This is a genomic window from Mesorhizobium sp. M0816 (assembly GCF_040320005.1).
Taxonomy (GTDB): Bacteria; Pseudomonadota; Alphaproteobacteria; order Rhizobiales; family Rhizobiaceae; genus Mesorhizobium.
This window is the reverse complement of sequence record NZ_JAMYOT010000009.1, coordinates 73,839-97,720: the sequence shown is the minus strand read 5'-3', so window position 1 is coordinate 97,720 and position 23,882 is coordinate 73,839. Positions and strand designations below refer to the sequence as shown.

Below are 23,882 nucleotides of genomic sequence, written 5' to 3'. Positions count from 1 at the left end.
GGCGAAGACGTGACAAAGCGCCGAAATAGCTGTATGTGCGCGCCGAACCGGAAGAAAAATCTGCCAAGAGCGATCTTCTGGCCCGTCAACAATGACGGTGTAGTCGCCCCTGCCCGATGTTCTCGAACAGACGTTCTCGAACGAAGGGCATAGCCGAGCGGTCGATGCGACTGCAAGGCGAGTGTCGGGCGCTCTGACTGTCGGAAGAACAAGAAGTGGATTTTTGAGATGGACATCCTCCGTCAGATCGAGGCCGAGCAGGCCGCCAAGATCGAAGCCAAGCGCAAGCTCCCCGAATTCCAGCCCGGCGATACCGTGCGCGTCCAGGTCCGTGTGACCGAAGGCACCCGCACCCGCGTCCAGGCCTATGAGGGCGTCGTCATCGCCCGCGCCGGCGCCGGCTTCCAGGAAAACTTCACCGTCCGCAAGATCTCCTACGGCGAAGGCGTGGAGCGGGTGTTCCCGGTCTATTCGCCGATGGTCGAGGGCGTCGAGATCGTGCGCCGCGGCAAGGTGCGTCGCGCCAAGCTGTACTATTTGCGAGACCGTCGCGGCAAATCGGCCCGCATTTCGGAAAACACCGGCGTGCGCGCCCGCAAGCTCAACGACGAAGAGCGCGATGCGCTGAACGCCGAGAAGGCGCGCATCGAGGCCGAGAAAGTGGCCGCCGCCCAGGCGCTGGCCGCCGAGAAGGCCGCGCAGGACGCCGCCGAGAAGAAGGCCGCCGACGAGGCCGCCAAGGCCGCGGAAGCAACTGCCGCCGAATAAGGCGTCTTCAAAACTCATGGTTTTGGAAAGGCGGCTTCGGCCGCCTTTTTATTTCACGAGGTGGATTCGATTTTGCCGGTCCGCAATCGATACGGATCGTTCTGTAATTGCCGCCGTTGAAAGCATTGGAATTCATTTTCGTGCCGAGCGGCGCATCAGAGCGGCTTGCAAGGCGCCTGCGGAAAGCTAAAGTCGGCGCCGGATTTCCTGCATGCCTCGGTCGATCGAGGCGGTTCAGTTCCTGGGGAGCATAGTCATGATCAATTCGAAACTGCTGCTGGCCGGCCTGCTGGCTTGCCTTCTCGTGCCGGTCGCGGCTCTGGCGCAGGCGCTGCCCGACCTCGGCGGCAAGAAGGTGGTGGTGGTGACCGAAAACGCCTATCCGCCGCTGCAGTTCATCGATGCCAAGACCGGCAAGCAGATCGGTTGGGAATATGACGCGATGAACGAGATCGCCAAACGGCTGAATTTCAAGGTCGAGTACCAGAATACCTCTTGGGACGCGATGATCCAGGCGGTTTCCGACAATCAGTACAACATCGGCATGACCGGCATCACCATCAAGGACGACCGCAAGCAGAAGGTCGATTTCTCCGATCCGTATATGCGCTCGGAACAGTTCATGCTGGTGCGCGGCGACGAGAAGCGCTTCACCGATGCAAAGACGTTCGCCGCCTTCAAGGACGGGCTGATCGGCGCGCAGGCCGGCACCACGCCCTTCTACACCGCCGTCTACAGCGTGCTCGACGGCAACGAGCAGAACCCGCGCATCAAGCTGTTCGAGACGTTCGGCGCGACGGTGCAGGCACTGAAGGCCGGCGACGTCGACGTCGTGCTCACCGACGGCACTGCCGGCAAGGGCTATGTCGATGCGTCCAATGGCGGCCTTAAGCTGATCGGCGGCCCACTCGGCACCGAGGATTTCGGCTTCATCTTCCCCAAGGGCTCCGACCTGGTGAAGCCGGTCAACGCGGCAATCGCCGCGCTCAAGGCCGACGGTACGCTCGACGCGCTCAACAAGAAGTGGTTCCTTGATTACAAGATGGGGCAGTAGGCCCGCTTGTTGCGCGCATTTCATGACGATTGTGCGCGGGAACTCGCGCTGACTCTGCGCTCGTACACCCCCCTCTGTCCTGCCGGACATCTCCCCCTCAAGGGGGGAGATCGGATTTCGCATCGGCTTTCGCCAATTTTCAGTGTTGCAGAACGGGCCGCGAGGTCAAAGCTGCCGATCTCCCCCCTGGAGGGGGAGATCGCCGGCAGGCCAGAGGGGGGTGTGACAGAACGCTGCCTTCGTGACTCTGTTATCGGTACCGCTTGATGCCGTCGGCGCCTCCCGCCTCAGCCAAATCCGACTTCCCGTGGTGGCTTGCCGTGGCCGTGGCGATCGCCTTGGCCGCCGCCATCTTCATCGCTGCCAGCGACCTCTATGCCCAGGTCTTCGCAACCGTCGCCAAGGGCATCGGCGTCACCATCTTCGTCACGGTGGTCGCCTTCGCGCTGGCTTGCGCGATCGGCCTCGGCGTCGCGCTGATGGGCCTGTCGGGCTCACGCTGGCTCAGCCAGATCGGCCGCTTCTACGTCGAGATCATCCGCGGCGTGCCGATGCTGGTGCTGTTGTTCTGGATCGCCTTTGCCGGGGCGCCGGCCTTCGTCGCGGCATGGAACGCGCTGACGGCGCCGCTGCAAAGCGCCGGCCTCTTCGGTGAGCTGCTGGTACGCGACGTGTCGTTGCTTTGGCGCGCCGTCATGGCGCTGACCATCGGCTATTCCGCCTTCATCTCGGAGGTGTTCCGCGCCGGTATCCAGGCGGTCGAGAAGGGGCAGATCGAGGCGGCCAAGGCGCTCGGGCTGACGCGCACCCAGTGCTTCCGGCTGGTCATCTTTCCGCAGGCGATCCGCACCATCCTGCCGCCGCTCGGCAATGATTTCGTCGCCATGGTCAAGGATTCCTCGCTGGTCTCGGTGCTCGGCGTCGCCGACATCACCCAGATGGGCAAGATCTACGCCGCCGGCTCGTTCCGCTTCTTCGAAACCTATTCGATCGTCGCCTATATCTATCTCATCCTGACCGTCGGCCTGTCGTTGGCCTTGCGGGCGCTGGAGAAGCGGCTCCGCCACCAGCATGGGGAATAGAAGGCAGGCGAAAACGGCGCTACCATCGAGCGGACGCGACCGGGGAGGACCCATGATCATCGACAAGGCCAATGCGGCGCTGGAAGCGGTCTATACGGCCGACACGCCTGAGACGCTCGCCAAGGCCTATGCGCAATGGGCCGCGACCTATGACGGCGAAACCGCGGCGCTCGGCTATCTCCTGCCGTTCCTGATCACCGCCTGGGTGGCGCGCCATGTGCCGCCGGGCGAAGGGCCGCTGCTCGACGCCGGTTGCGGCACCGGCCTGTCGGGGCCGTCCCTGAAGGCACTCGGCTACCACGATATTGCCGGGCTCGACCTGTCGCAGGACATGCTGAAAATCGCCGGCAGCCGGCAGGCCTACAGCGAGCTGAAACAGGCGATGCTCGGCGGGCCATTGCCTTGGGCGGACGGGTATTTCCGCGCCTTTTTCTCGACCGGCGTGTTCACCATCAGCCACGCACCGGCGTCGGGCCTGCATGAACTGGTACGCATCACCAGGACGGGCGGCCACGCCATCTTCACGGTTCGCGATCAGGTGTTTGAAAGCGGCGGGTTCAAGGCCGTGTTTGGCGAACTGGAGCAGGCGAAAAAATGGCGGCCGGTCGAGGAGAGCCCGTGGTTTCGCTGCTACGCAATCGCCGAGCCCGACGCGCTGGTGAAGACCTTCGTGTTCGAGGTGGTTTGAGTGGCGCCTTCTTCCTTCTCCCCTTGTGGGAGAAGGTGGATCGGCGCGCAGCGCCGAGACGGATGAGGGGTGTTGGACGGAATGAGGCGTTGGCGTTCCCTGGAGCACCCCTCATCCGTCGCCTTCGGCGACACCTTCTCCCACAAGGGGAGAAGGGGAAGCCGCGCCACAACCCGCCAATTGCCGAAAAGCCAAAACATTGATATGAGCAGCGCCATGGAAGAGCTTTTTGGCGATCCGGCCTATAAAGGTTTCGTGCTGCAGGACAGGAAACGCCTGCCGTCGCGATTTTCCGCGCGCGTCTGCGGGGCGCTGACCAGCCGACTTAGCTAGGGCAGACTCGCCAGGCTGTTTCGCCGGTCCGACCGGCGTCGTTTTCCCTTTTTAAATCGACGGATTTACGCAAATGAGCGCACCGCGCACCCTCTACGACAAGATTTTCGACGACCATGTTGTCGACCGCCAGGACGACGGCACCTGCCTGCTCTATATCGACCGCCATCTGGTCCACGAAGTCACCAGCCCGCAGGCTTTCGAAGGCCTGCGCATAACCGGCCGCAAGGTTCGGCATCCGGAAAAGACGCTGGCCGTGGTCGACCACAATGTGTCGACTTCGCCGGAGCGAAAGTTCGGCATCAAGAACGAGGAAAGCCGCATCCAGGTCGAAGCGCTGGCCAAAAACGCCAAGGATTTCGGCGTCGAATATTATTCCGAGAAGGATATCCGCCAGGGCATCGTCCACATCATCGGGCCGGAGCAAGGCTTTACGCTGCCCGGCATGACCATCGTCTGCGGCGACAGCCACACCTCGACGCATGGCGCGTTCGGGGCGCTGGCGCATGGCATCGGCACCTCTGAAGTCGAGCATGTGCTGGCGACGCAGACGCTGATCCAGCGCAAGGCCAAGAACATGCTGGTGCGCGTCGACGGCGCACTGCCGGAAGGCGTCACCGCCAAGGACATCATCCTCGCCATTATCGGCGAGATCGGCACGGCCGGCGGCACCGGCTATGTCATCGAATATGCCGGCGAGGCAATCCGTGCGCTGTCGATGGAAGGCCGCATGACGATCTGCAACATGTCGATCGAAGCCGGCGCCCGCGCCGGCCTGATCGCGCCCGACGAGACCACCTTCGCCTATGTCAAGGACAAGCCGCGCGCCCCCAAGGGCGAAGCCTGGGACGCCGCGCTCGCCTACTGGAAGACGCTGCAGTCCGACGAAGGCGCGCATTTCGACAAGGTGGTCGTGCTCGACGCGGCAAAGCTGCCGCCGATCGTCTCCTGGGGCTCCTCGCCCGAGGACGTGGTCTCGGTGCAAGGCATCGTGCCGAACCCGGACGACATCACTGATGAGAACAAGCGCACCTCCAAGCAGCGCGCACTCGACTATATGGGCCTGAAGCCGGGCACCAAGATCACCGATATCGAACTCGATCGCGTCTTCATCGGCTCCTGCACCAATGGCCGCATCGAGGATCTGCGCGCCGCAGCCAAGGTGATCGAGGGCAAGAAGGTCAATCCGCGGGTCAGTGCGATGATCGTGCCGGGCTCCGGCCTGGTCAAGGAACAGGCAGAGGCCGAAGGCCTCGACAAGATCTTTGTCGCCGCCGGCTTTGACTGGCGTGAGCCGGGCTGCTCGATGTGCCTTGCCATGAACGACGACCGGCTGAAGCCGCATGAGCGCTGCGCCTCGACCTCGAATCGCAATTTCGAGGGGCGCCAAGGCTTCAAGGGCCGGACGCATCTGGTGTCGCCGGCAATGGCCGCGGCGGCGGCGATCGCCGGCCATTTCGTCGACATCCGCGAGTGGAAATAGGGCAGGCGCGCGCAGTCGGATATGAGGAGCCCGAGCCGCAATGCGGTTCGGGCATTCTTCAGTCGGGCCGCCTGACGAATTCGTGGAATCCCTCACGGCGGCCGGGTTGGTCCTTTGCGACGACCAGCGCCAGTTGGCGCTCGTCGAAGAGTTTGAACCATTCGTCCCATTCGACCAGTTCGTAGCCGCCGGCATTGACCGGGCGTTCGGCCTCATCCTGGTCCTGGTAGGCATGCTGGCCGAAGACCAGCCTCAGCATGGGCTGCGTTCCGGCTTCGGGCGACACGTCGACGATCGCCGGAAAGCCGGCGCGTGCCGCGGCCCATGAGCGAATTGCATCGTGATCGGTCAGCATGATCGTGTCGGCCATCGGAGCGTCTCCTGGTTGCCGTCGTGAAACGCCGCTCGCCGTTCGCGGTTCCGCCCAGCGGCTTTGTCGACGCACCTGTCGTATATTCGCTTTCGCTTAACCGCTTGTTTGGGCTTCCGCTCTAAGGTCCTCCAAGGGGAAGCGAGGGGAAATTACAGCGCTTGGACACCGGCCTGCTCATAGCGCTGCTCAATCCAGGCATCGCCCTCACACTCGGCGCGGCATTTCTCGTGCTGTGGTTCTATCAGCGCCACCGTCCCTATCTGGGCGTGCTGGCGGCGGGCTACTCGGCCTCGGCCGCAGGCTTCCTGCTCCAGTATTTCACGCTGCCGGTCGGCATGGCACCGACCAAGCTCATCTCGATCCTGTGCTTCACCTTCGCCACCTGCTGTCTCGCCGGCGCGGTCATTGCGCGCTATGGGCGGCGCGTGCCTTACCCGGCGGTCGGCATTCTGGCCTGCGGCGGCCTGGCCGCGTTTTCGTGGTTTCTTTTTGCCCGGCCGGATCTCACCTGGCGCATCCTTGCCATCAATTTCAGCTTCGGCGGCATCAGCCTGGTTGTCGCCGCCGAGTTGCGCGTGGTGCGCAACAACGGCCCGACAGAAATGATCCTGTTCGTGCTGTCGCTGCTTTCCGGCCTGAACTTCCTGGCGCGGACGCTTGCCGTCGTCATCGCGCATGGGCCGTTCACCAGCTATGAAGGGCTTTACTCCTCGTCCTACTGGACGACGGCTCTGCTATCGCATGCATTGCTGTCGCTGCTTATTGCGCTTTGCCTGTTCGGCGCCGCCGCGCTCGATGTGATGAAGGCCCTGAAGACCGAAACCCTGACAGACCCGCTGTCGGGCCTGCTCAACCGCCGCGGCTTCGAGGAGCGCGCCATGCTTGTCCTGCAGCACTGTGCCACGGCGCAATTGCCGGTTGCGCTGGTGCTTGCCGATCTCGATCATTTCAAGGCGCTCAACGATCAGCATGGCCACGCGGCCGGCGATCGCGTCATCGCCGACTTCGCTGCCAAGCTTCTGTCGGCTGCAGGTACGCGCGGCGTTGCCGGCCGTATCGGCGGCGAAGAGTTCGCCGTGCTGTTGCCGCTCAGCGACCTTGGCGCGGCAAGACTGTTTGCCGAAGCCATTCGCACGGTCTATTCGGCGGGCAGAATCGACGGACTTCCGCCCGACACGAGAGTGACCGCGAGCTTCGGGGTGGCCGCCCGCACCAGCGACGAAGGGCTGGACCCGCTGATGCGCCGCGCCGACGAAGCGCTCTACAAAGCCAAAAGGAGTGGCCGCGACAGCGTATGCCTGTCCTATCCGCGGCCTGAAACGGTCGTCCTTCCCAATCGGACCAGTGCTGGCTGAGCGTCAGCGGCGGCTTCGAATTAACGTCTTTTTCGCGCGTTGGTGATTTGCTGTTCGGGGGGAAGTGCCAAAACGCCATGGGCAGCGCTAATTTCATCCTGCTGATCAACCTGTTCGTTGCCGGGCTGCTGGCGGCGGCCTTCATGACGATCGCGGTCTATGACGCCGGCCGGGTGTCGGCACGCTGGCTGGCGTTCGGCTATGTGCTCGGCACGGCTTATTTTGCGATCGAGTTCAGCATTCCTGCCTTCGACAATGCGCGCCCCGTGGTTGTCGCCGCCTTTGCCGCCTTCCTTGGCGCTACCGTCGCCTTCAATGGCGGGCTTGCCCATAAATACCGCGTTTCGCCGCCTTGGCCGCCGATGCTGTTCTTCCTGGTCTTCGCCACCCTCGCGGTCCACTTCGTGCAGGACCTGCCACGCCAATCCTTTGTGCGAATGGCGGCCTACCAGCTTCCCTATGCGGCTATGCAGTTCACCGGGCTGGCGATCGTCTTGTCGTCCAGGCAAAGACGCGAGCGGCTCGACTATATGCTGATGGCTGTCCTAGCGGCCAGCACCTTGCAGTTCGCCAGCAAACCCTTCATCGCCCATGCGCTTGGTGGCTGGGGCGCCAATCCGCAATCTTATGCGCAGACCAGCTATGCGTTGGTGTCGCAGTCGGTCGGCACCGTGTTCGGCCTGGCGCTTGCGCTGGTGACATTGGCTATCCTGGTCCGCGACGTGCTCGCCGAGGCGACGTCGAAATCGGAAACCGACACGCTTTCGCGGCTGCTCAACCGTGGCGGCTTCGAGCGCCATGCCGAGATCGCGCTGCGTGACGCCATGCGGCGCGCCGTTCCAGCGGCACTGGTCATTGCCGATCTCGACCATTTCAAGCGCATCAACGATACTTACGGCCACGCGTCGGGCGATCGGGTCATCGAGACCTTTGCCGGGTTTCTCCGCGATGCCGCGGCCGACCATCATGTCGCCGGCCGCATCGGCGGCGAGGAATTCGCTATTTTCCTGCCGGGGACCAATCTAGCCGCCGCCCGGCTCTTTGCCGAGGGCACGCGTAGCGCCTTCGGTGCCACGCCGATCGACTGCCTGCCCGCGGATCACCGCTGCAGCGCCAGCTTCGGCATTGCCGAGCTTGGTCCGGGCGAAAGCTTTTCCGACCTGCTGCGGCGCGCCGACAAAGCGCTCTATCAGGCGAAGGGCAGCGGTCGCGATTGCGTGCGTGTCTCGGCGGGGCCGGCTGTTGCCCTGCCGGCGCCGTCAACCAAGGGCGGCGTGGCCGTCAGCGGCAGGGGCTGAGCTCCGGCATTTCGCCGTCGGAGAGGCCGTACATATAGCTGCGGCCCTTGACGAAAACCGGCGGCCTATAGCAGTCGCCGCCGCGGACATCGTCCGATTCGTTTTCGTAGATCACGTCGGGCTGGCCGGCGCTGGTGTAGTCGGACAATTCCTTGGCCAGCTTGCCCTCGCCAACGAGGATACGCTTGTAGCCGGCGGCGCTGTCGATGACGAGATTGCCGAAGGAATCGGCATAGACGCGGTCATGATGGCGCGTCCCGGCGAATGCCGGTGCGACGACGCCGACGGCGAGCGCCGCCACTAGGAACCAGGGAAGGCGCGATCCTGCTGAATTCGAATGCATGGCGTGCTGCTCCATTGCTGAGAGGCAAGCCTCCTCGAATCAGAAATTAACCTTTTATTAACCTTTGAGGGCAACCGCAGCAGGGGCGAGGTCTCGGAAAATATGGTTAATACTCGATCGCCCACCGGCCATCATTCGGCCATGCCTTGTTCCCACCATCCCCAGCATCGGGCGCGACTCGAAAAGCATGAAATCCGGTGGCTTGCCGGAGCATCGCGGCGGGCTCGATACGCGGGGGGAAAGCAGCAAATGAGATTACGCCGCACGTTTCGGATGGCGCTGGCCATTCCGCCGCTGCTGGCTGCCGCCGCCTGCGCGCCGCAGACCAGCGCGCCCAAGCTCGGCAACACGGCCGCCGCTTCCGTGTCGCTTGCTCCCGCCGCTAGCGAACCGACGGCACCGCAGCCGCGCACAGCTACTTACAACTGCGCCGACGGTAGCGTGATAACCATCGAGAATCTCGGCACGTCGGTGCGCGTCCTCGGCCAGAACGGCGCCAGCGCCGAGCTGCCGGCGTCACCGGCCAATCAGACCAGCCGTTACGGCGAGGCGCATGACGCAATCGTGATCGATGGGCGTGAGGCGCTGGTGATGAAGGGCGGTGCATCACCGCTGGCCTGCAAGCGCTGATCCGCCCCTTGCGCCAGCCATATTTTGCAGTGCGGCGACATTGTGCCGGCGCAAGGCGACAGCCCTAATCGATTGAAGCTGAAAGCCTCGCTTTCATCAGACTAAATTACGTTTTCGAAACGGTTTTCCGGCTTTGACGCGGTGCAAAAAGAGCATTAGAAACCGGCTGTCCGAAGTCGCAACCGGAAGCGGTAATGCCGCATTCCCACCTGAGGCTCCAGAGACGCCGAACTGGGGGAGCCATGAGCAAATCACCAGCCACCCGCGAATTTGCCAGACGTGAACGGCCGCTTTCGCCGCATCTGACCGTCTATCGGCCGCCGATCACCATGACGATGTCGATCGTCCACCGCATCACCGGCGGGGCGCTCTATTTCGGCACGCTGCTGGTCGCGCTGTGGCTGATGGCGGCGGCGAGCTCGGAGGCGACCTTCAATGCCGTCAACTGGGCCTTCGGCTCGTGGCTGGGACGGCTGGTGCTGTTCGGCTACAGCTGGGCGCTGATGCACCACATGCTGGGCGGTGTGCGCCATCTTATCTGGGACACTGGGGCAGGGCTGGAAAAGCATACGGCATCGAGGATCGCCTGGGCGACGCTGGCCGGCTCGGTCACGCTGACGCTGCTGATCTGGATTGCCGGCTACATGGCGCGGGGAGCCTGACATGAACGGCAAGAACCCCGACATGCGCACGCCGCTGGCCAAGGTCCGCGGCCTCGGTTCCGCCCGCGAGGGCACCGGCCATTTCTGGCGCCAGCGGCTGACGGCGATCTCCAACATCCCGCTGGTCCTGTTCTTCGTCGGCTTCCTGATCGCACTCAACGGCGCCAGCTATCTCGAGGTGCGCGCCGCACTTGCCAATCCGTTCGTTGCACTGGTGCTGGCGCTGGTGCTGTTGTCGGTGCTCTACCACATGCGGCTCGGCATGCAGGCGATCATCGAAGACTATGTGCATGGCGAAGGCACCAGGCTGGCGCTGCTCGCCCTCAACACATTCTTTCCCGTAGTCGTCGGCGTCGCTTCGGTCTTCGCCCTGCTTAAACTGGCATTTGGAGGCTGATTTTTTGGCCAAGGACGCGAAGAACGCCAACACGGCTTCCGCCTATAGCTATGTCGATCACAAATTCGACGTCGTGGTCGTCGGCGCCGGCGGCGCCGGCCTGCGCGCCGCGCTCGGCATGGCTGAGCAGGGCCTGCGCACCGCCTGCATCACCAAAGTGTTCCCGACGCGCTCGCATACGGTTGCGGCGCAGGGCGGCATCGCCGCCTCGCTCGCCAATATGGGGCCCGACAACTGGCAGTGGCATCTCTTCGACACCGTCAAAGGCTCAGATTGGCTGGGCGACACCGACGCTCAAGAATACATGGTGCGCGAAGCGCCGGCGGCGGTCTACGAGCTCGAGCACTACGGCGTTCCCTTCAGCCGCACCGAGGACGGGAAAATCTACCAGCGGCCGTTCGGCGGCATGATGATGAATTTCGGCGAGGGGCCGCCGGTGCAGCGCACCTGTGCGGCCGCCGACCGCACCGGCCACGCCATGCTGCACACGCTCTACGGCCAGTCGCTGAAGCACAATGCGCAGTTCTTTATCGAGTATTTCGCGCTCGACCTGATCATGGAGCCGGACGGCACCTGCACCGGCGTCGTCGCCTGGAACCTCGACGACGGCACCATCCACCGCTTTTCGGCCAAGATGGTGGTGCTGGCGACCGGCGGCTATGGCCGCGCCTATTTCTCGGCCACCTCGGCGCATACCTGCACCGGCGATGGCGGCGGCATGGCCGCACGCGCAGGCCTGCCGCTGCAGGATATGGAGTTCGTGCAGTTCCACCCGACCGGCATATACGGCGCCGGCTGCCTGATCACCGAGGGCGCGCGCGGCGAGGGCGGCTATCTCGTCAATTCCGAGGGCGAGCGCTTCATGGAGCGCTACGCGCCGTCAGCCAAGGATCTGGCTTCGCGCGACGTGGTTTCGCGCTGCATGACGCTGGAAATCCGCGAGGGCCGCGGCGTCGGCCCGAAGAAGGATCACATTTTCCTGCATCTCGACCATCTCGACCCGGCCGTTCTGCACGAGAGGCTTCCGGGTATTTCGGAATCGGCAAAGATCTTTGCCGGCGTCGACCTGACCAAGGAGCCGATCCCGGTGCTGCCGACGGTCCACTACAATATGGGCGGCGTGCCGACCAATTACTGGGGCGAGGTGCTGAACCCGACGGCGTCGAATCCGGACCAGGTGTCGCCCGGGCTGATGGCGGTCGGCGAAGCCGGCTGCGCCTCGGTGCACGGTGCTAACCGGCTGGGCTCCAACTCGCTGATCGACCTGGTGGTGTTCGGCCGTGCGGCGGCAATCCGGGCCGGCCAGGTGATCGACCGCACATCGGCGATCCCTTCGCCCAACGAGGCCGCCGTCGAAAAGATAATGGACCGCTTCGACCGGCTGCGTCACGCCAACGGCTCGACGCCGACAGCGGTTTTGCGCGAAAAGATGCAGAAGGCGATGCAGGAGGACGCGGCGGTGTTCCGCACCCAGGAATCGCTGGAAAGCGGCTGCAGGCGCATTTCGCAGATCTGGGGTGAACTCGGCGACGTCAAGGTGTTTGACCGCTCGATGATCTGGAACTCCGACCTGGTCGAGACGCTGGAGCTGGAAAACCTGATGGCCAACGCCATCACCACCGTCTACGGCGCCGAGGCGCGCAAGGAAAGCCGCGGCGCGCACGCGCGGGAGGACTTTTCGGCCCGCGACGACGCCAACTGGCGCAAGCATACGCTGGCTCGGCTCAACGAGGCCGGCGAGGTGGCGCTCACCTACCGGCCGGTGCACACCGAAACGCTGCTTAAGGAAGCAGACGGCGGCATCAACCCGGCCAAGATCGCGCCGAAGGCCAGGGTGTATTGATGATGGCGCTGGCGGTTGCGGGATATTCCGGCACGCCCCTTCCGGCCAAGCTCGGCCTGAAGGACGGGATGATTGCCGCCTTCGTCGCCTTGCCGCCCGAACTCGACGATCTGGCAGACGCCGTCGAGTTTGCCCACGTCGACCGGCTGGCTGATTGGTCGGCGATCTCTGGCGTTCATGAGAAATACGATGCCGTTCACGCCTTCACCAGGCAGCGTGTCGAGATCGAGGACCGTCTCGGCGACGTCGAAGCGGCGATCAAGCGGGACGGCATGGTCTGGGTGTCATGGCCGAAGAAGGCATCGAAAGTGCCGACCGACGTCACCGAGGACGTTATCCGCACAGAGGCGCTGAAGCTCGACCTCGTCGACGTCAAGGTCGCCGCCGTGAACGAGATCTGGTCCGGGCTGAAGCTCGTCATCCGAAAGGACCTGAGGTAATGGTCGAACTCACGCTTCCGAAAAACTCGAAGATCATGGCCGGAAAAACCTGGCCGAAGCCGGAGGGCGCGACCAATCTGCGCGAATACCGCATCTACCGCTGGTCGCCGGACGATGACGAGAACCCGCGCATGGATACGTATTTCGTCGACATGGACGATTGCGGGCCGATGGTGCTCGACGCGCTGCTCTGGATCAAGAACAAGATCGACCCGACGCTGACGCTGCGCCGCTCCTGCCGCGAAGGCATTTGCGGCTCGTGCGCCATGAACATCGACGGGTCGAACACGCTGGCCTGCACCAAGGGCTGCGACGACATTTCCGGCGCGATCAAGGTCTATCCGCTGCCGCACATGGCTGTGGTCAAGGACCTGGTGCCCGACCTCACCAATTTCTACGCCCAGCACGCCTCGATCGAGCCGTGGCTGAAGACGGTGTCGCCCGAGCCGGCCAAGGAATGGCTGCAGAGCCATGAGGACCGCGAAAAGCTCGACGGGCTCTACGAGTGCATATTGTGCGCCTGCTGCTCGACCTCCTGCCCGAGCTACTGGTGGAACGGCGAGCGCTATCTCGGCCCGGCGACGCTGCTGCAGGCCTATCGCTGGCTGATCGATTCCAGGGACGAGGCGACGGGCGAGCGGCTCGACAATCTCGAAGACCCGTTCCGGCTCTATCGCTGCCACACCATCATGAACTGCGCCCAGACTTGCCCCAAAGGGCTCAACCCGGCCAAGGCGATCGCCGAGATCAAGAAGATGATGGTGGAGCGACGGGTGTAGGCGGCGGGCGAGTTGCAGCCGAGATCGTCTCGTCCGCAGCGATCCTTCGCGCCCCCCTCTGTCCTGCCGGACATCTCCCCCTCAAGGGGGGAGATTAGCAGCTTGGAGGACAGCGCCCTTTCTGCAGCCTTGAAAAGTGGCGAAGCGGTGATGACAGCCAATCTCCCCACTAGAGGGGGAGATGTCCGGCAGGACAGAGGGGGGCGCTGTCCCGCCGAGTTCGAAAGGATAGCAAACTTATGACCGATATCGACCTTCCCATCCTCTCTCCCATCGAAGCCCGCGTGCTCGGCTGCCTTATCGAGAAGAAGGAGCTGACGCCGGACGTCTATCCGCTGACGCTCAATGCGGCACATGCGGCGGCCAACCAGAAGACGGCGCGCGAGCCGGTGATGTCGGTCGAACTTGGCGAGGTCAGAAGAGCGCTTGGCCAGCTCGAGCAGAAGGGCCTAGTCAGGCAGGTGTTCGCGTCGCGCGTCGAGCGCTACGAGCATGTGGTGGCGCAGCGCTTTTCCCTGACCTCGGCGCAGATCGCGCTGCTCGGCCTGTTGCTGCTGCGCGGCCCGCAGACGGCCTATGAATTGCTGGCGCGAAGCGAGCGCATGGCGCGGCTGCCGTCGATCGACGAGCTTCGCGGCAATCTCGATCTGCTGATCGGCCGCCGGCCACCGCTGGTGCAGCAGATCGATCGCGGCCCAGGCCAGCGCGAGGATCGCTATGTCCATCTGCTCAGCGGGTCGCCGCAGCTGTCGGCTGCCGCAGCGCCCCTGCAGTCGTCCTCGCCGGCGTCGGATCTGGAGACGCGCGTGCAGGCCCTCGAGGAAGAGGTCGCGGCATTGCGCGCCCGTCTCGACGCACTGTCCGGCGATGGGCGATAAGGATTTTCGAGACGTCGGGGACGGCCCCTCAGGTAACGTGTTCGTTGCCTACTTTCGATTGGCTGGCGCCGCCCCTCATTGCCCTGCCGGCGACCTCTCCCGTATAGGGACGAGGAGAGGGACGCTCTTCGACGGTTTCGTCAATCATCAACGTTGCAAGAAGAGTGCCGCAGCTGCGGCCAGCTTCTTTCTCCCCGTCACTTACGGGGAGAAATGCCCGGCAGGGCAATGAGGGGCGGCGCCGACTTCAACAATTGATGGACTCCAACACCAGTTGGAATCTATCAGGCATAAAAGCTCCCTCACCCGAGCCTAGCGTCGAGCGATACTTTGATGGCGCCGAGCGCTTTCGAGACCGGGCATTCGGCCTTGGCCTTCTCGGCCAATTCCTTGAACTTGGCGGCATCGATGCCCGGTACCTTGCCGACCAGGGTGATCGCGCTGCCGATGATGCCGGTGCCGGGAACCAGCGTTACCACGGCCTTGGCGTCGAGTTCGGCGGCCGGAGTGCCGTTCTCGGCGAGAAAATGCGAAAGCTGCATGGCGTAGCAGCCGGCATGGGCGGCGGCGATCAGCTCTTCCGGGTTGGTGCCGGATTTGCCGCTCTCGTCCTCGAAACGCATCTTGGCGGAATAGGGCGTGCCCTTCAGCGTCCCGCTCTGTGTATCGAGCGTGCCTTTGCCTTCCTTGAAACTGCCTTTCCAAACGGCGTTGGCGGTGCGGTCCATCAATTCCTCCTTGATTGTCGTGATTGAGCCCGTGATCGGCATCCAGTCGACTATAGCGCGCGCCGGAGCGAAGGCCACCCACGCTTTCGTATCGGCGGCAGCGTGACACATCATGTCGAGCGAAAAAAAATTCGAAAAAAATACGCGTGCAAAAATGTCGACTTCCATCTGTCCCGGCCGTCCTGCGGGCGGCCATGGACTTGGTGGCCGGATGGAGGACCACATGAACAACCTGTTTTCTGCTCACTGCACAAGCACCGGCTACAGGGCCGGTGAACAACAAGCCGACTGGTCGCGCCTGCAGCCTTCCGGCTTCGGCCGATTGCTTGCGGCGATTGCCATTATCGGGATTGCGGTATCTCTTCTCGACTATGCTGCGGCCGGTCTCGATTCTGCGGCAGGCAAGGGCTCCGCGGAGATTTCCGTAGCCTCGTCTTCGGCTTCAAGCCAGGAATGGAGATAAAAATGAAGTATGTTTGCCTGGTTTATGGTGAAGAAAAAGATCTCTACGCAATGACGCCCGAGAGGCTGGCCAAGCTCGACGCCGATTCGATGGCCCATGACCGGTCATTGGACCAACGCGGGATGCTGATCATCGCGCAGGCGCTGCAATCGGTGAAAACGTCGAAAACCGTTCGCAGGCGCAAGGGCAAGCGGCTGGTCACCGACGGCCCCTTCGCCGAAACCAAGGAGCAGTTGCTCGGTTTCGTCATGATCGAGGCCGAGAGCCTCGACGAGGCGCTGGAGATCGCGGGCGAGATTCCGCTGGCCGAAATCGGCACGATCGAGGTGCGGGCGATCTATAAGGTGCCCGGGTCATAGAGATGTCTCGATAAGTTCCTCCGCGGAGCGGCGGGGACCAACGACTGGCATGGGCTTTCGTTTTCTTCGTCGGACGCAACTTTTGCGTGTTGAAGCGAAGCAATACTTCTCCTATCGTCGCCGAGATCGGGGGATTTCGGGGCATGCATATATTGATTGCAGCAATCGGCCTGCTCGGAGCAGCGGGCTTCTGGTGGTACCGGCTGAAGATCATGAACGACGCGGCGCGTGAGGTTGCCGACGTCGTTGGCCGCGTGCAGGGCAATGTGCGCCGCAAGAAGCTGCGCAAGCAGGCGGCACTCTCGCCGCTGACGGCGATCGACGATCCGGTCGTGGCGGCCGCGACGCTGATCACCGCCATCGTTTCCGAGAACGGTCCTATCCTGCCGCAACGCGAAGCCGCCATTCAATCGGTCATTTCGGAGATTGCCGATAAAAAGCAGACCGATGAGGCGGTGATCTACGCCAAATGGGCGGCTTCGCAAATCGACGACGCCACGGTCGTCATCGACAAGCTGGCGCCGTTCCTGCGCGAACGCCTCGACGCGGCTGAAAGGAACGATCTGCTGCAGATGGTCGGCCGTGTGGCGGAGGCGGGTGGGCAAAGCCTGCAGATTTCCGACCAGCGAATGCTCAGGCTGCGCCAGAAGCTGGGCTTCGAGGTCAACTGACCGAACGGCCAGTGACGCGCACTTGCCAAGCCTAAATCGCCTCGCCCTTCAACAGTTTCGGCGTGTCGCCGGACAGACCCGACGCGTGGCGGATGAAGAACCCCTTCAGCCGCGGCATGCGTTCGACAAGGCCGAGGCCGATGTCGCGCAAAGTGCGCAGCGGGCCGAAATCGTTGGAAAACATCCGGTTCAGCACATCGGTGGTGATGCCCATCTGCACCGTGTCGAAACGCCGCCATTGCTGGTAGCGCTCGAGCACGTCGAGCGCGCCGATGTCCTGGCCGAGCCGGTCGCCCTCGACCACCACTTCGGCCAGCGCCGCCACGTCCTTGAAGCCGAGATTGAGACCCTGGCCGGCGATCGGGTGGATGCCGTGGGCGGCGTCGCCGGCCAAGGCGATGCGCGGCGCGACGAAGGCGCGCGCAATGGTCAGCCCGAGAGGCCAGGCACGCGGCTTGTCGGCGATATGGATTTCGCCGAGTTTGAGGCCAAAGCGCTGCTCGAGTTCATATTCCAGGACCAGGGTGTCGCCCGCGACCAGCTTTTCGGCATCCTGCGACCGTTCGACCCAGACGATCGATGAGCGGTTGGTGCCGTCCTTGCCCGGCTTGAGCGGCAGCGTGGCAAACGGGCCCGCGGGAAGGAAATGCTCTTCGGCGCGGCCGTTGTGCGGCCGCTCGTGCGCCACCGTGCAGACGATGCCGGACTGGCCATACTCCCATTTCACCGTCTTGATGCCGGCCATGTCGCGCAGCTTCGAATTGACGCCGTCGGCGGCAACCAGCAGCCGCGTCTTCAGCGTCGCGCCGTCGGCAAGATGCACCGTTATGCCGGCGCCGTTGATGTCGAAGGCGCTGACGGCGACGCCTTCGATGATGCCGATGCCGAGTTGTTCGGCGCGCCGGCGCAAGGCGCCGTTCAAATCCTTGTTGGCGACCATATGCGCAAAGGGTTCGCCGGGCGCGACCTCGCCGTCGAAGGTGAGGAACACCGGGCGGACCGGATCGGATGTGCGCGAATCGGTGACAATCATTTCGGTGATTGCCTGCGCCTCCGGCGCGATCTCGTTCCAGACGCCGAGCTGGTCGAGCATGCGGCACGCGGCGGCGGCAATCGCCGAGGCGCGGCCGTCCTTCTGCCAGACGCCGGCCGGCGCGGCATCGACGACGGCGACGGCGAGGCTCGGCCGCGCCTGCTTCAGCGACACGGCGGCGGCCAAGCCGATATAACCGGCGCCGGCGACCAGAACGTCGAGCGAATTCTTGCTGTCGACCATGGGCAATTCCTTTCGCAGCCTGACTGTCGCCGGGCATTCCGCCCTTGACTGCCCGCTGTTCCTGTCGGAAACCGCCATGGTAATTTTGCGGCGAGGTCAAGATGACGGCAGCCATGGACGAGCTTCTCGGCATTCTCGACCTCGAGCAGCTGGAACACAACCTGTATCGTGGTCGCAGCCCCAAGCTCGATTGGCAGCGCATCTTCGGCGGCCAGACCATCGCCCAGGCGCTGGTCGCCGCGCAGCGAACGGTCGAGCCCGAGCGCCACGTGCATTCGCTGCATGGCTATTTCATGCGGCCGGGCGACACCAAGGTGCCTATCATCTACGAGGTCGACCGCATCCGTGACGGCGGCTCCTTCACCACGCGCCGCGTCGTGGCGATCCAGCACGGCCAGGCGATCTTTTCGCTGGAAGCCTCGTTCCAGCAGGATGAGGTCGGCCTGGAACATCAGGTGCCGATGCCGCAGGACGTGCCGGCGCCCGACACGTTGCTGTCGCAGCGCGAATTGCTGGGCAAGTTCGGCGAAGCCGTGCCCGACGGCATCAAGCGCTATTGGGAGCGCGACCGGCCGATCGAGATGAAGCCGGTGATGCTGAAGCATTATACCAGCCGGGAAAAGCTCGAGCCGAAGCAGAACATCTGGATCCGCACCACCGGCCCGGTGCCGGCCGACCGCGCCACGCAGGCGGCCGTGCTCGCTTACCTCTCGGATATGACGCTGCTCGACACCTCGACCTTTGCCCATGGCCGCGCCATTTTCGATCGTGATATCCAGGCAGCCAGCCTCGACCACGCCATGTGGTTCCACCGCAGCCATCCGCTCGACGACTGGATGCTGTACACGCAAGACAGCCCGTCGACGCAAGGATCGCGTGGCTTTACCCGCGGCTCGCTGTTTGCCCGCGACGGCATCTTGATCGCCTCGGTTGCCCAAGAAGGACTCATCCGGCTGAAGCGGCCGCCTGCGGAGTAGGCATTTTTCGAAATTTGCCTATTTTTTAAGCATATGCACTGCCGCGCCTGTGAACAGGCAGCTGCCAGACCTTCTCGATTTCGTTGTTTAACAACAGCTTAACACCCTGCTTCGGCAATTGGCACGGAGCTTGAATCCTAGCGGGCACTCTCCGGCTCTCATGGGGATCGGCGAAGTCGTGCAAACGCGGGGACCCGCAACAGCAAAGGGTGAAACCTTATGAAGATCGTGATGGCAATCATAAAGCCGTTCAAGCTCGACGAGGTGCGCGAGGCGCTCACCGCAGTCGGCATCCAGGGCCTGACCGTCACCGAAGTAAAAGGCTACGGACGTCAGAAGGGGCACACGGAAATCTATCGCGGGGCGGAATACGCGGTCAGCTTCCTGCCGAAGATCAAGATCGAAGTCGCGGTCGCTGTCGACATGGTCGACAAGGCCGTCGAAGCCATCACCGCGGCGGCCAAGACCGGCCAGATCGGCGACGGCAAGATCTTCGTTTTCGGCATCGACCAGGCGGTGCGCATTCGCACCGGCGAAACAGACACCGACGCGCTTTGAGCTGCGGATACGTATTCCAATGGAGAGTTCAATGAATATTCCTTCCACCTTGAAGATAACGGGACGCGCGGCCGTTTTAGGTTCGCTCGCTCTCGCTGCACTGGGCACGGTTGCTGCGTTCGCGCAGGAAGCGGCACCGGCGGCACCGGCTGCCCCTGCGCCCGCGCTCGACACCGGCAACACAGCCTGGATGCTGACCTCGACGGCGCTGGTGCTGATGATGACCATACCGGGCCTGGCGCTGTTTTATGGGGGCATGGTGCGCAAAAAGAACGTGCTCGCCACCATCATGCAGAGCTTTGCCATCACCTGCCTGGTGACGGTGCTGTGGTTCATGTTCGGCTACTCGCTGGCCTTCTCGGATGGCGGCGGCATGAATGCCTATCTCGGCGGCTTCTCGAAGTTCTTCCACAACGGCATCACCACCTCCTCGCTGTGGCTGCCGGGCGTGGCGAACATTCCTGAGTTCGTCTTCTCGATGTTCCAGATGACCTTCGCCATCATCACGCCGGCGCTGATTGCCGGCGCCTTCGCCGAACGCATGAAGTTCTCGGCGCTGCTCATCTTCATGGGCGCGTGGCTGCTGGTGGTCTACGCCCCGATCGCGCACTGGGTGTGGGGCGGCGGCTTCCTCGGCACAGCCGGCGTTCTCGATTTCGCCGGCGGCACGGTCGTTCACATCAATGCCGGTGTTGCCGGCCTGGTCTGCGCGCTGGTTCTCGGCAAACGTGAAGGCTACGGCACCACCAACATGGCGCCGCACAACCTCGTCTACTCCGTCATCGGCGCTTCGCTGCTGTGGGTCGGCTGGTTCGGCTTCAACGCCGGCTCGGAACTGGCCGCCGACGGCCTTGCCGGTGCCGCGATGCTGAACACCCAGGTTGCCGCTGCTGCTGCGGCGCTCGCCTGGATGTTCGCCGAATGGATCGTCGCCAAGAAGCCGAGCGTTCTCGGCATCATCTCGGGCGCCGTCGCTGGCCTGGTCGCGGTGACGCCGGCTTCCGGCTTCGTCAATCCGACCGGCGCCTTCATCGTCGGCATCGTCGCCGGCGTGCTCTGCTACGTCTCGGCCGTCAAGCTCAAGCACGCGTTCGGCTATGACGACTCGCTCGATGCATTCGGCGTGCACGGCATCGGCGGCATCATCGGTGCATTGCTGACCGGCGTGCTCGCCGATCCGGCGATCAACAGCCTCGGCTCGGGCGCCTCTGTCGGCAAGCAGCTCTACGGTATCGTCTTCACCATCCTGTGGACGGCGATCGCGAGCTTCGTGATCCTCTACATCGTCAAGGCGCTGGTCGGCCTGCGTCCTTCCACCCCGGAAGAGGTCGAAGGCCTCGACATCAGCCAGCACGGCGAAGTGGTGCCGTAAAGGTATTGGCTGGTACCGGCGTTTTGCCGGTGCCGGGAAGATCCCGTCGTGATGCTCCCGAAAGGGCTCACGCCTTGAGGCCCGGAAGATTTCCGGGCCTCTTTTTTGCGCGCGGATGGCCGTGATGGCTCAATCACGGTCGCTTGATCAAGGTGCTCGATCCGCCGGCGGCGTGAAACATCGGCCGCAGCGGCTTCGAACTGTGGTGGCGGTCGCCCGTTCCGGTGACGCAGAATGCCCATGGTTAATGCGCCCTTAACCTTCCCGCCGCTAGTCTGACAGCCGAATCTGCCGTGTTGCGCGTCCGCGCCCGGCCGGGCAACGACAGACGAGGAAGAGCATGCGTTCAGGGGCTTCAGCACCGCTTGCGCTGGCCGATACGGGGCACGGCATCCGGTCGTTCGCGAGGCGCCAGGTCGGGCGGCTGGTCGGTGCCGGGCTGTTTGCTCTGGTTGGTTTCGGCGTCGCGGCCCTTGCCACCTGGAACGTCGCCGATCCGAGCTTTTCGCATGCCACCGACAATATCGTCACCAATGCAATGGGTTATGCCGGCGCCGTCTTTTCGGACATTGCCATGCAGTTCTTCGGACTTGCCGCCGTTGCGGCGCTGGTGCCGGCGGTGATCTGGGGATTTCTGCTGTTTACCGCGCGCGGCGTCGACCGGCTGCCGAAACGGGCGCTGGCCTGGTTCGGGTTTTCGCTGCTTGGCGCGGCAATTGCCGGCTGCGTGGTGCCGCCCAAGACCTGGCCGCTGCCGACCGGCCTCGGCGGCGTCTTCGGCGACATGGTGCTCAATATCCCGGGCCTGGTCATCGGCGGCTATCCGACCGGCCTCGTCGCCAGCGTGCTCGCCGTGCTCCTGGCAGCGCCGGCGCTGTGGGTATTCTTGTATGGCTCGGCGCTGATTTCGCGCAAGAACGGCTTTGCGGTCCTCGAACAGCCTGCAGTGCCCGATCCGCAGGACGACCTGCTTTTCGACAATGAAGAGGACGAGGGCGACGAAGGTATATTGGCGCTTGGCGCCATCACCCACTGGTGGCTGTCGCTGCGGGCCTATCTGCGCCGCCGCGCCGCGCGCCGGCGCGAGCGCGACGATTTCGAGCCGGAGATGGAACCGCGCCCCAGCGCCTGGCGGCGGGCGGCCGAACGGGTCGAATCGGCCGAGTTCGCCGAGGCGCGGATGAGCCCGGGCGGGCGCGCCCGCGTCGAGCCGGAATTCTTCGCCGCCATGGTCAACGACCGCAGTGCCTCGATCGACCCTGACGATGCCGACGTCTTCGATAACGACGACCATGACGACGACATGGATTTCGCGCCCGAGCCGGCCGGCCAGCGCCGCGCGGCGCCGACGGCAAAGGTGCAGAACTTCCGTTCCGACGCGGCGACACGCGTCGAGGCGCCGGCGCCGCGGCCGGCCCCCGGCGCCCGCGTCCAGCGCGAGGCGCAGACTTCGCTGATCGGCTCGGAAAAATTCGAGATGCCGTCGCTGCACTTCCTGTCGGAACCAAAGAACGTGGTGCGCGACGCCAGCCTGTCCAAGGACGCGCTGGAGCAGAACGCCCGCCTGCTCGAGGGCGTGCTGGAGGATTTCGGCGTCAAGGGCGAAATCATCCATGTGCGTCCGGGTCCGGTCGTCACGCTCTACGAGCTGGAACCGGCGCCCGGCATCAAATCGTCGCGGGTCATCGGCCTGTCCGACGACATCGCCCGCTCGATGAGCGCCATCGCCTGCCGTGTCGCCGTGGTGCCCGGCCGCAACGCGATCGGCATCGAATTGCCGAACGCCAGGCGCGAGACGGTCTATTTGCGCGAGATCATGGCCAGCCGCGATTTCGAAACCACCAAGGCCAAGCTGGCGCTGGCGCTGGGCAAGACCATCAATGGCGAGGCGGTGATCGTCGACATCGCCAAAATGCCGCACGTGCTGGTCGCCGGCACCACCGGCTCGGGCAAGTCCGTCGCCATCAACACCATGATCCTGTCGCTGCTCTATCGGCTGACGCCGCAGGACTGCCGGCTGATCATGATCGATCCAAAGATGCTGGAGCTCTCGGTCTATGACGGCATTCCGCATCTTCTGACGCCGGTCGTCACCGATCCGAAGAAGGCTGTGGTGGCGCTGAAATGGACCGTGCGGGAGATGGAGGACCGCTACCGCAAGATGTCCAAGGTCGGCGTCCGCAACATCGACGGCTTCAACGCGCGCGTGCAGCAGGCCGAGAAAAAGGGCGAAAGGATCTCGCGCACCGTGCAGACCGGCTTCGACCGCCAAACCGGCGAGGCGATCTACGAGACGGAGAACCTCGACCTCGAGCCGATGCCCTACATCGTCGTCATCATCGACGAGATGGCCGATTTGATGATGGTCGCCGGCAAGGACATCGAAGGCGCGGTGCAGCGCCTGGCGCAGATGGCGCGCGCCGCCGGCATCCATGTCATCATGGCGACGCAGCGGCCGTCGGTCGACGTCATCACCGGCACCATCAAGGCGAATTTCCCGACCCGCATCTCCTTCCAGGTGACATCGAAGATCGACAGCCGCACCATCCTGGGCGAGCAGGGCGCCGAACAGCTGCTCGGCATGGGCGACATGCTCTACATGGCCGGCGGCGGCCGCATCCAGCGCGTGCACGGTCCCTTCGTCTCCGACGACGAGGTGGAGAAAATTGTCGCGCATCTGAAGCTGCAGGGCGTGCCGGAATATCTCGACGCCATCACCGAGGATGACGACAAGGATGACGACGAGCCGACGGGCAAAGGCAGTGGCGGCGGCGACGGCGGCAATTTCGAGGATTCCGACGATCCCTACGACCAGGCGGTCGCGGTGGTGCTGCGCGACGGCAAGGCCTCGACCAGCTACATCCAGCGCCGGCTCGGCATCGGCTACAACCGCGCCGCCTCGATCATCGAGAAGATGGAGAAGGAAGGCATTGTCGGCCCGGCCAACCATGCCGGAAAACGCGAAATCCTGGTGCCGACGGAGGACGACAAGTTCTAGAGCGCGTCCGCGCCGGCAACTTTGAACCTTTTGGCGCGTTACAGCGGACGGGCGCCGTGCGGCCCGCCAAACTT

The 23,882-nt window shown here is 63.8% G+C and carries 25 protein-coding genes; 21 read left to right on the top strand and 4 right to left on the bottom strand.

Translation table 11 applies throughout. The features are described from left to right. Nucleotides 1-228 precede the first annotated feature (228 nt). The 5 genes from rplS to leuC all read left to right on the top strand — a co-directional run bounded on the left by rplS (nucleotide 229) and on the right by leuC (nucleotide 5,408). Nucleotides 229-768 (top strand): 50S ribosomal protein L19, encoded by a 540-nt coding sequence (gene rplS / locus NKI17_RS16080; RefSeq protein ID WP_352572231.1) that lies wholly within the window; start codon nucleotides 229-231, stop codon nucleotides 766-768. 256 nt (nucleotides 769-1,024) lie between these two features. Continuing rightward, the gene (locus NKI17_RS16075) at nucleotides 1,025-1,822 is read left to right on the top strand and encodes a transporter substrate-binding domain-containing protein (RefSeq protein ID WP_031212709.1); all 798 of its coding nucleotides are present in this window, start codon (nucleotides 1,025-1,027) and stop codon (nucleotides 1,820-1,822) included. 266 nt (nucleotides 1,823-2,088) lie between these two features. Beyond that, nucleotides 2,089-2,904 carry an amino acid ABC transporter permease gene (locus NKI17_RS16070; protein WP_352906316.1) on the top strand — a complete coding sequence of 272 codons (816 nt, stop codon included), beginning with the start codon at nucleotides 2,089-2,091 and terminating at the stop codon, nucleotides 2,902-2,904. A gap of 52 nt (nucleotides 2,905-2,956) precedes the next feature. Beyond that, nucleotides 2,957-3,592, top strand: coding sequence for a class I SAM-dependent DNA methyltransferase (locus NKI17_RS16065; RefSeq protein ID WP_352906314.1), 636 nt, complete (start codon nucleotides 2,957-2,959; stop codon nucleotides 3,590-3,592). A 406-nt stretch (nucleotides 3,593-3,998) separates the two neighbouring features. Beyond that, a complete protein-coding gene (gene leuC, locus NKI17_RS16060; RefSeq protein WP_023679774.1) occupies nucleotides 3,999-5,408 on the top strand; it encodes a 3-isopropylmalate dehydratase large subunit in 1,410 nt (469 codons plus the stop codon). Nucleotides 5,409-5,466: 58 nt separating this feature from the next. Here the strand turns inward: leuC and NKI17_RS16055 are convergent, their stop codons facing one another. Continuing rightward, nucleotides 5,467-5,778 carry a hypothetical protein gene (locus NKI17_RS16055; RefSeq protein ID WP_023679773.1) on the bottom strand — a complete coding sequence of 104 codons (312 nt, stop codon included), beginning with the start codon at nucleotides 5,776-5,778 and terminating at the stop codon, nucleotides 5,467-5,469. Nucleotides 5,779-5,939: 161 nt separating this feature from the next. On the opposite strand from NKI17_RS16055, the gene NKI17_RS16050 reads away from it, so the two are divergent. Both NKI17_RS16050 and NKI17_RS16045 read left to right on the top strand, forming a co-directional pair. Further along, nucleotides 5,940-7,136 carry a GGDEF domain-containing protein gene (locus tag NKI17_RS16050; RefSeq protein ID WP_023679772.1) on the top strand — a complete coding sequence of 399 codons (1,197 nt, stop codon included), beginning with the start codon at nucleotides 5,940-5,942 and terminating at the stop codon, nucleotides 7,134-7,136. Between the two features lie 77 nt (nucleotides 7,137-7,213). Next, nucleotides 7,214-8,434: a GGDEF domain-containing protein gene (locus NKI17_RS16045; RefSeq protein ID WP_023679771.1), complete on the top strand. Its 1,221-nt coding sequence runs from the start codon at nucleotides 7,214-7,216 to the stop codon at nucleotides 8,432-8,434. Here the strand turns inward: NKI17_RS16045 and NKI17_RS16040 are convergent. Beyond that, entirely contained in the window at nucleotides 8,418-8,777 is a 360-nt protein-coding gene (locus NKI17_RS16040; RefSeq protein ID WP_031212708.1) for a hypothetical protein, read from the bottom strand. The genes NKI17_RS16045 and NKI17_RS16040 overlap by 17 nt on opposite strands. A 249-nt stretch (nucleotides 8,778-9,026) precedes the next feature. Here NKI17_RS16040 and NKI17_RS16035 point away from each other — a divergent pair, with 249 nt between their 5' ends. From NKI17_RS16035 to NKI17_RS16005, 7 genes are all read left to right on the top strand, one after another. Continuing rightward, nucleotides 9,027-9,407: a hypothetical protein gene (locus tag NKI17_RS16035; RefSeq protein ID WP_031212707.1), complete on the top strand. Its 381-nt coding sequence runs from the start codon at nucleotides 9,027-9,029 to the stop codon at nucleotides 9,405-9,407. Nucleotides 9,408-9,649: 242 nt separating this feature from the next. Further along, on the top strand, nucleotides 9,650-10,069 hold the full coding sequence (gene sdhC, locus NKI17_RS16030) for a succinate dehydrogenase, cytochrome b556 subunit (RefSeq protein ID WP_292663224.1): 420 nt from the start codon (nucleotides 9,650-9,652) through the stop codon (nucleotides 10,067-10,069). Between the two features lies 1 nt (nucleotide 10,070). Continuing rightward, a complete protein-coding gene (sdhD, locus tag NKI17_RS16025) occupies nucleotides 10,071-10,466 on the top strand; it encodes a succinate dehydrogenase, hydrophobic membrane anchor protein (RefSeq protein WP_023679767.1) in 396 nt (131 codons plus the stop codon). 4 nt (nucleotides 10,467-10,470) lie between these two features. Then, nucleotides 10,471-12,309 (top strand): succinate dehydrogenase flavoprotein subunit, encoded by a 1,839-nt coding sequence (gene sdhA, locus NKI17_RS16020; RefSeq protein ID WP_023679766.1) that lies wholly within the window; start codon nucleotides 10,471-10,473, stop codon nucleotides 12,307-12,309. Nucleotides 12,310-12,311: 2 nt separating this feature from the next. Further along, nucleotides 12,312-12,749 (top strand): DUF3052 family protein, encoded by a 438-nt coding sequence (locus NKI17_RS16015; protein ID WP_031212704.1) that lies wholly within the window; start codon nucleotides 12,312-12,314, stop codon nucleotides 12,747-12,749. After that, entirely contained in the window at nucleotides 12,749-13,528 is a 780-nt protein-coding gene (locus NKI17_RS16010) for a succinate dehydrogenase iron-sulfur subunit (protein ID WP_292663232.1), read from the top strand. Before NKI17_RS16015 ends, NKI17_RS16010 begins: the two co-directional genes overlap by 1 nt. A gap of 239 nt (nucleotides 13,529-13,767) precedes the next feature. Continuing rightward, nucleotides 13,768-14,406 carry a YceH family protein gene (locus NKI17_RS16005; protein WP_352572237.1) on the top strand — a complete coding sequence of 213 codons (639 nt, stop codon included), beginning with the start codon at nucleotides 13,768-13,770 and terminating at the stop codon, nucleotides 14,404-14,406. Between the two features lie 302 nt (nucleotides 14,407-14,708). On the opposite strand, the gene NKI17_RS16000 is transcribed toward NKI17_RS16005, so the two are convergent. Beyond that, nucleotides 14,709-15,134: an OsmC family protein gene (locus tag NKI17_RS16000; RefSeq protein ID WP_352757304.1), complete on the bottom strand. Its 426-nt coding sequence runs from the start codon at nucleotides 15,132-15,134 to the stop codon at nucleotides 14,709-14,711. Nucleotides 15,135-15,357: 223 nt separating this feature from the next. Here NKI17_RS16000 and NKI17_RS15995 point away from each other — a divergent pair, with 223 nt between their 5' ends. The 3 genes from NKI17_RS15995 to NKI17_RS15985 all read left to right on the top strand — a co-directional run bounded on the left by NKI17_RS15995 (nucleotide 15,358) and on the right by NKI17_RS15985 (nucleotide 16,627). After that, nucleotides 15,358-15,597, top strand: a complete 240-nt coding sequence (locus NKI17_RS15995) for a hypothetical protein (RefSeq protein ID WP_031212700.1) — start codon at nucleotides 15,358-15,360, stop codon at nucleotides 15,595-15,597. A gap of 2 nt (nucleotides 15,598-15,599) precedes the next feature. Continuing rightward, a complete protein-coding gene (locus NKI17_RS15990; RefSeq protein ID WP_352450152.1) occupies nucleotides 15,600-15,956 on the top strand; it encodes a YciI family protein in 357 nt (118 codons plus the stop codon). A gap of 143 nt (nucleotides 15,957-16,099) precedes the next feature. Continuing rightward, complete coding sequence (locus NKI17_RS15985; RefSeq protein WP_352578116.1) at nucleotides 16,100-16,627, top strand: hypothetical protein; 528 nt, start codon at nucleotides 16,100-16,102, stop codon at nucleotides 16,625-16,627. A gap of 31 nt (nucleotides 16,628-16,658) precedes the next feature. Here NKI17_RS15985 and NKI17_RS15980 read toward each other — a convergent pair whose 3' ends face one another. After that, a complete protein-coding gene (locus NKI17_RS15980; RefSeq protein WP_352906313.1) occupies nucleotides 16,659-17,903 on the bottom strand; it encodes a ubiquinone biosynthesis hydroxylase in 1,245 nt (414 codons plus the stop codon). A 101-nt stretch (nucleotides 17,904-18,004) separates the two neighbouring features. Between NKI17_RS15980 and tesB the strand changes: the two genes are divergently transcribed. From tesB to NKI17_RS15960, 4 genes are all read left to right on the top strand, one after another. Continuing rightward, nucleotides 18,005-18,880: an acyl-CoA thioesterase II gene (tesB, locus tag NKI17_RS15975; RefSeq protein ID WP_352906312.1), complete on the top strand. Its 876-nt coding sequence runs from the start codon at nucleotides 18,005-18,007 to the stop codon at nucleotides 18,878-18,880. Between the two features lie 219 nt (nucleotides 18,881-19,099). Then, the gene (locus NKI17_RS15970; RefSeq protein WP_023679755.1) at nucleotides 19,100-19,438 is read left to right on the top strand and encodes a P-II family nitrogen regulator; all 339 of its coding nucleotides are present in this window, start codon (nucleotides 19,100-19,102) and stop codon (nucleotides 19,436-19,438) included. A gap of 49 nt (nucleotides 19,439-19,487) precedes the next feature. Continuing rightward, nucleotides 19,488-20,810 (top strand): ammonium transporter, encoded by a 1,323-nt coding sequence (locus NKI17_RS15965; protein ID WP_031212694.1) that lies wholly within the window; start codon nucleotides 19,488-19,490, stop codon nucleotides 20,808-20,810. Nucleotides 20,811-21,150: 340 nt separating this feature from the next. Beyond that, complete coding sequence (locus NKI17_RS15960) at nucleotides 21,151-23,808, top strand: FtsK/SpoIIIE family DNA translocase (RefSeq protein WP_352906311.1); 2,658 nt, start codon at nucleotides 21,151-21,153, stop codon at nucleotides 23,806-23,808. Nucleotides 23,809-23,882: the final 74 nt, after the last annotated feature.

Coding starts and splice junctions, on each gene's coding strand:
- NKI17_RS16010 (WP_292663232.1), top strand. CDS start 12,749: ATGGTCGAACTCACGCTTCCGAAAAACTCGAAGATCATGGCCGGAAAA.
- NKI17_RS15970 (WP_023679755.1), top strand. CDS start 19,100: ATGAAGATCGTGATGGCAATCATAAAGCCGTTCAAGCTCGACGAGGTG.
- NKI17_RS16070 (WP_352906316.1), top strand. CDS start 2,089: ATGCCGTCGGCGCCTCCCGCCTCAGCCAAATCCGACTTCCCGTGGTGG.
- NKI17_RS16040 (WP_031212708.1), bottom strand. CDS start 8,777: ATGCATTCGAATTCAGCAGGATCGCGCCTTCCCTGGTTCCTAGTGGCG.
- rplS (WP_352572231.1), top strand. CDS start 229: ATGGACATCCTCCGTCAGATCGAGGCCGAGCAGGCCGCCAAGATCGAA.
- sdhC (WP_292663224.1), top strand. CDS start 9,650: ATGAGCAAATCACCAGCCACCCGCGAATTTGCCAGACGTGAACGGCCG.
- leuC (WP_023679774.1), top strand. CDS start 3,999: ATGAGCGCACCGCGCACCCTCTACGACAAGATTTTCGACGACCATGTT.
- NKI17_RS15990 (WP_352450152.1), top strand. CDS start 15,600: ATGAAGTATGTTTGCCTGGTTTATGGTGAAGAAAAAGATCTCTACGCA.
- NKI17_RS15980 (WP_352906313.1), bottom strand. CDS start 17,903: ATGGTCGACAGCAAGAATTCGCTCGACGTTCTGGTCGCCGGCGCCGGT.
- NKI17_RS15985 (WP_352578116.1), top strand. CDS start 16,100: ATGCATATATTGATTGCAGCAATCGGCCTGCTCGGAGCAGCGGGCTTC.
- NKI17_RS16075 (WP_031212709.1), top strand. CDS start 1,025: ATGATCAATTCGAAACTGCTGCTGGCCGGCCTGCTGGCTTGCCTTCTC.
- NKI17_RS16000 (WP_352757304.1), bottom strand. CDS start 15,134: ATGGACCGCACCGCCAACGCCGTTTGGAAAGGCAGTTTCAAGGAAGGC.
- sdhD (WP_023679767.1), top strand. CDS start 10,071: ATGAACGGCAAGAACCCCGACATGCGCACGCCGCTGGCCAAGGTCCGC.
- NKI17_RS16055 (WP_023679773.1), bottom strand. CDS start 5,778: ATGGCCGACACGATCATGCTGACCGATCACGATGCAATTCGCTCATGG.
- NKI17_RS16015 (WP_031212704.1), top strand. CDS start 12,312: ATGGCGCTGGCGGTTGCGGGATATTCCGGCACGCCCCTTCCGGCCAAG.
- tesB (WP_352906312.1), top strand. CDS start 18,005: ATGACGGCAGCCATGGACGAGCTTCTCGGCATTCTCGACCTCGAGCAG.
- NKI17_RS16035 (WP_031212707.1), top strand. CDS start 9,027: ATGAGATTACGCCGCACGTTTCGGATGGCGCTGGCCATTCCGCCGCTG.
- NKI17_RS15995 (WP_031212700.1), top strand. CDS start 15,358: ATGAACAACCTGTTTTCTGCTCACTGCACAAGCACCGGCTACAGGGCC.
- NKI17_RS16045 (WP_023679771.1), top strand. CDS start 7,214: ATGGGCAGCGCTAATTTCATCCTGCTGATCAACCTGTTCGTTGCCGGG.
- NKI17_RS16065 (WP_352906314.1), top strand. CDS start 2,957: ATGATCATCGACAAGGCCAATGCGGCGCTGGAAGCGGTCTATACGGCC.
- NKI17_RS16005 (WP_352572237.1), top strand. CDS start 13,768: ATGACCGATATCGACCTTCCCATCCTCTCTCCCATCGAAGCCCGCGTG.
- NKI17_RS15960 (WP_352906311.1), top strand. CDS start 21,151: ATGCGTTCAGGGGCTTCAGCACCGCTTGCGCTGGCCGATACGGGGCAC.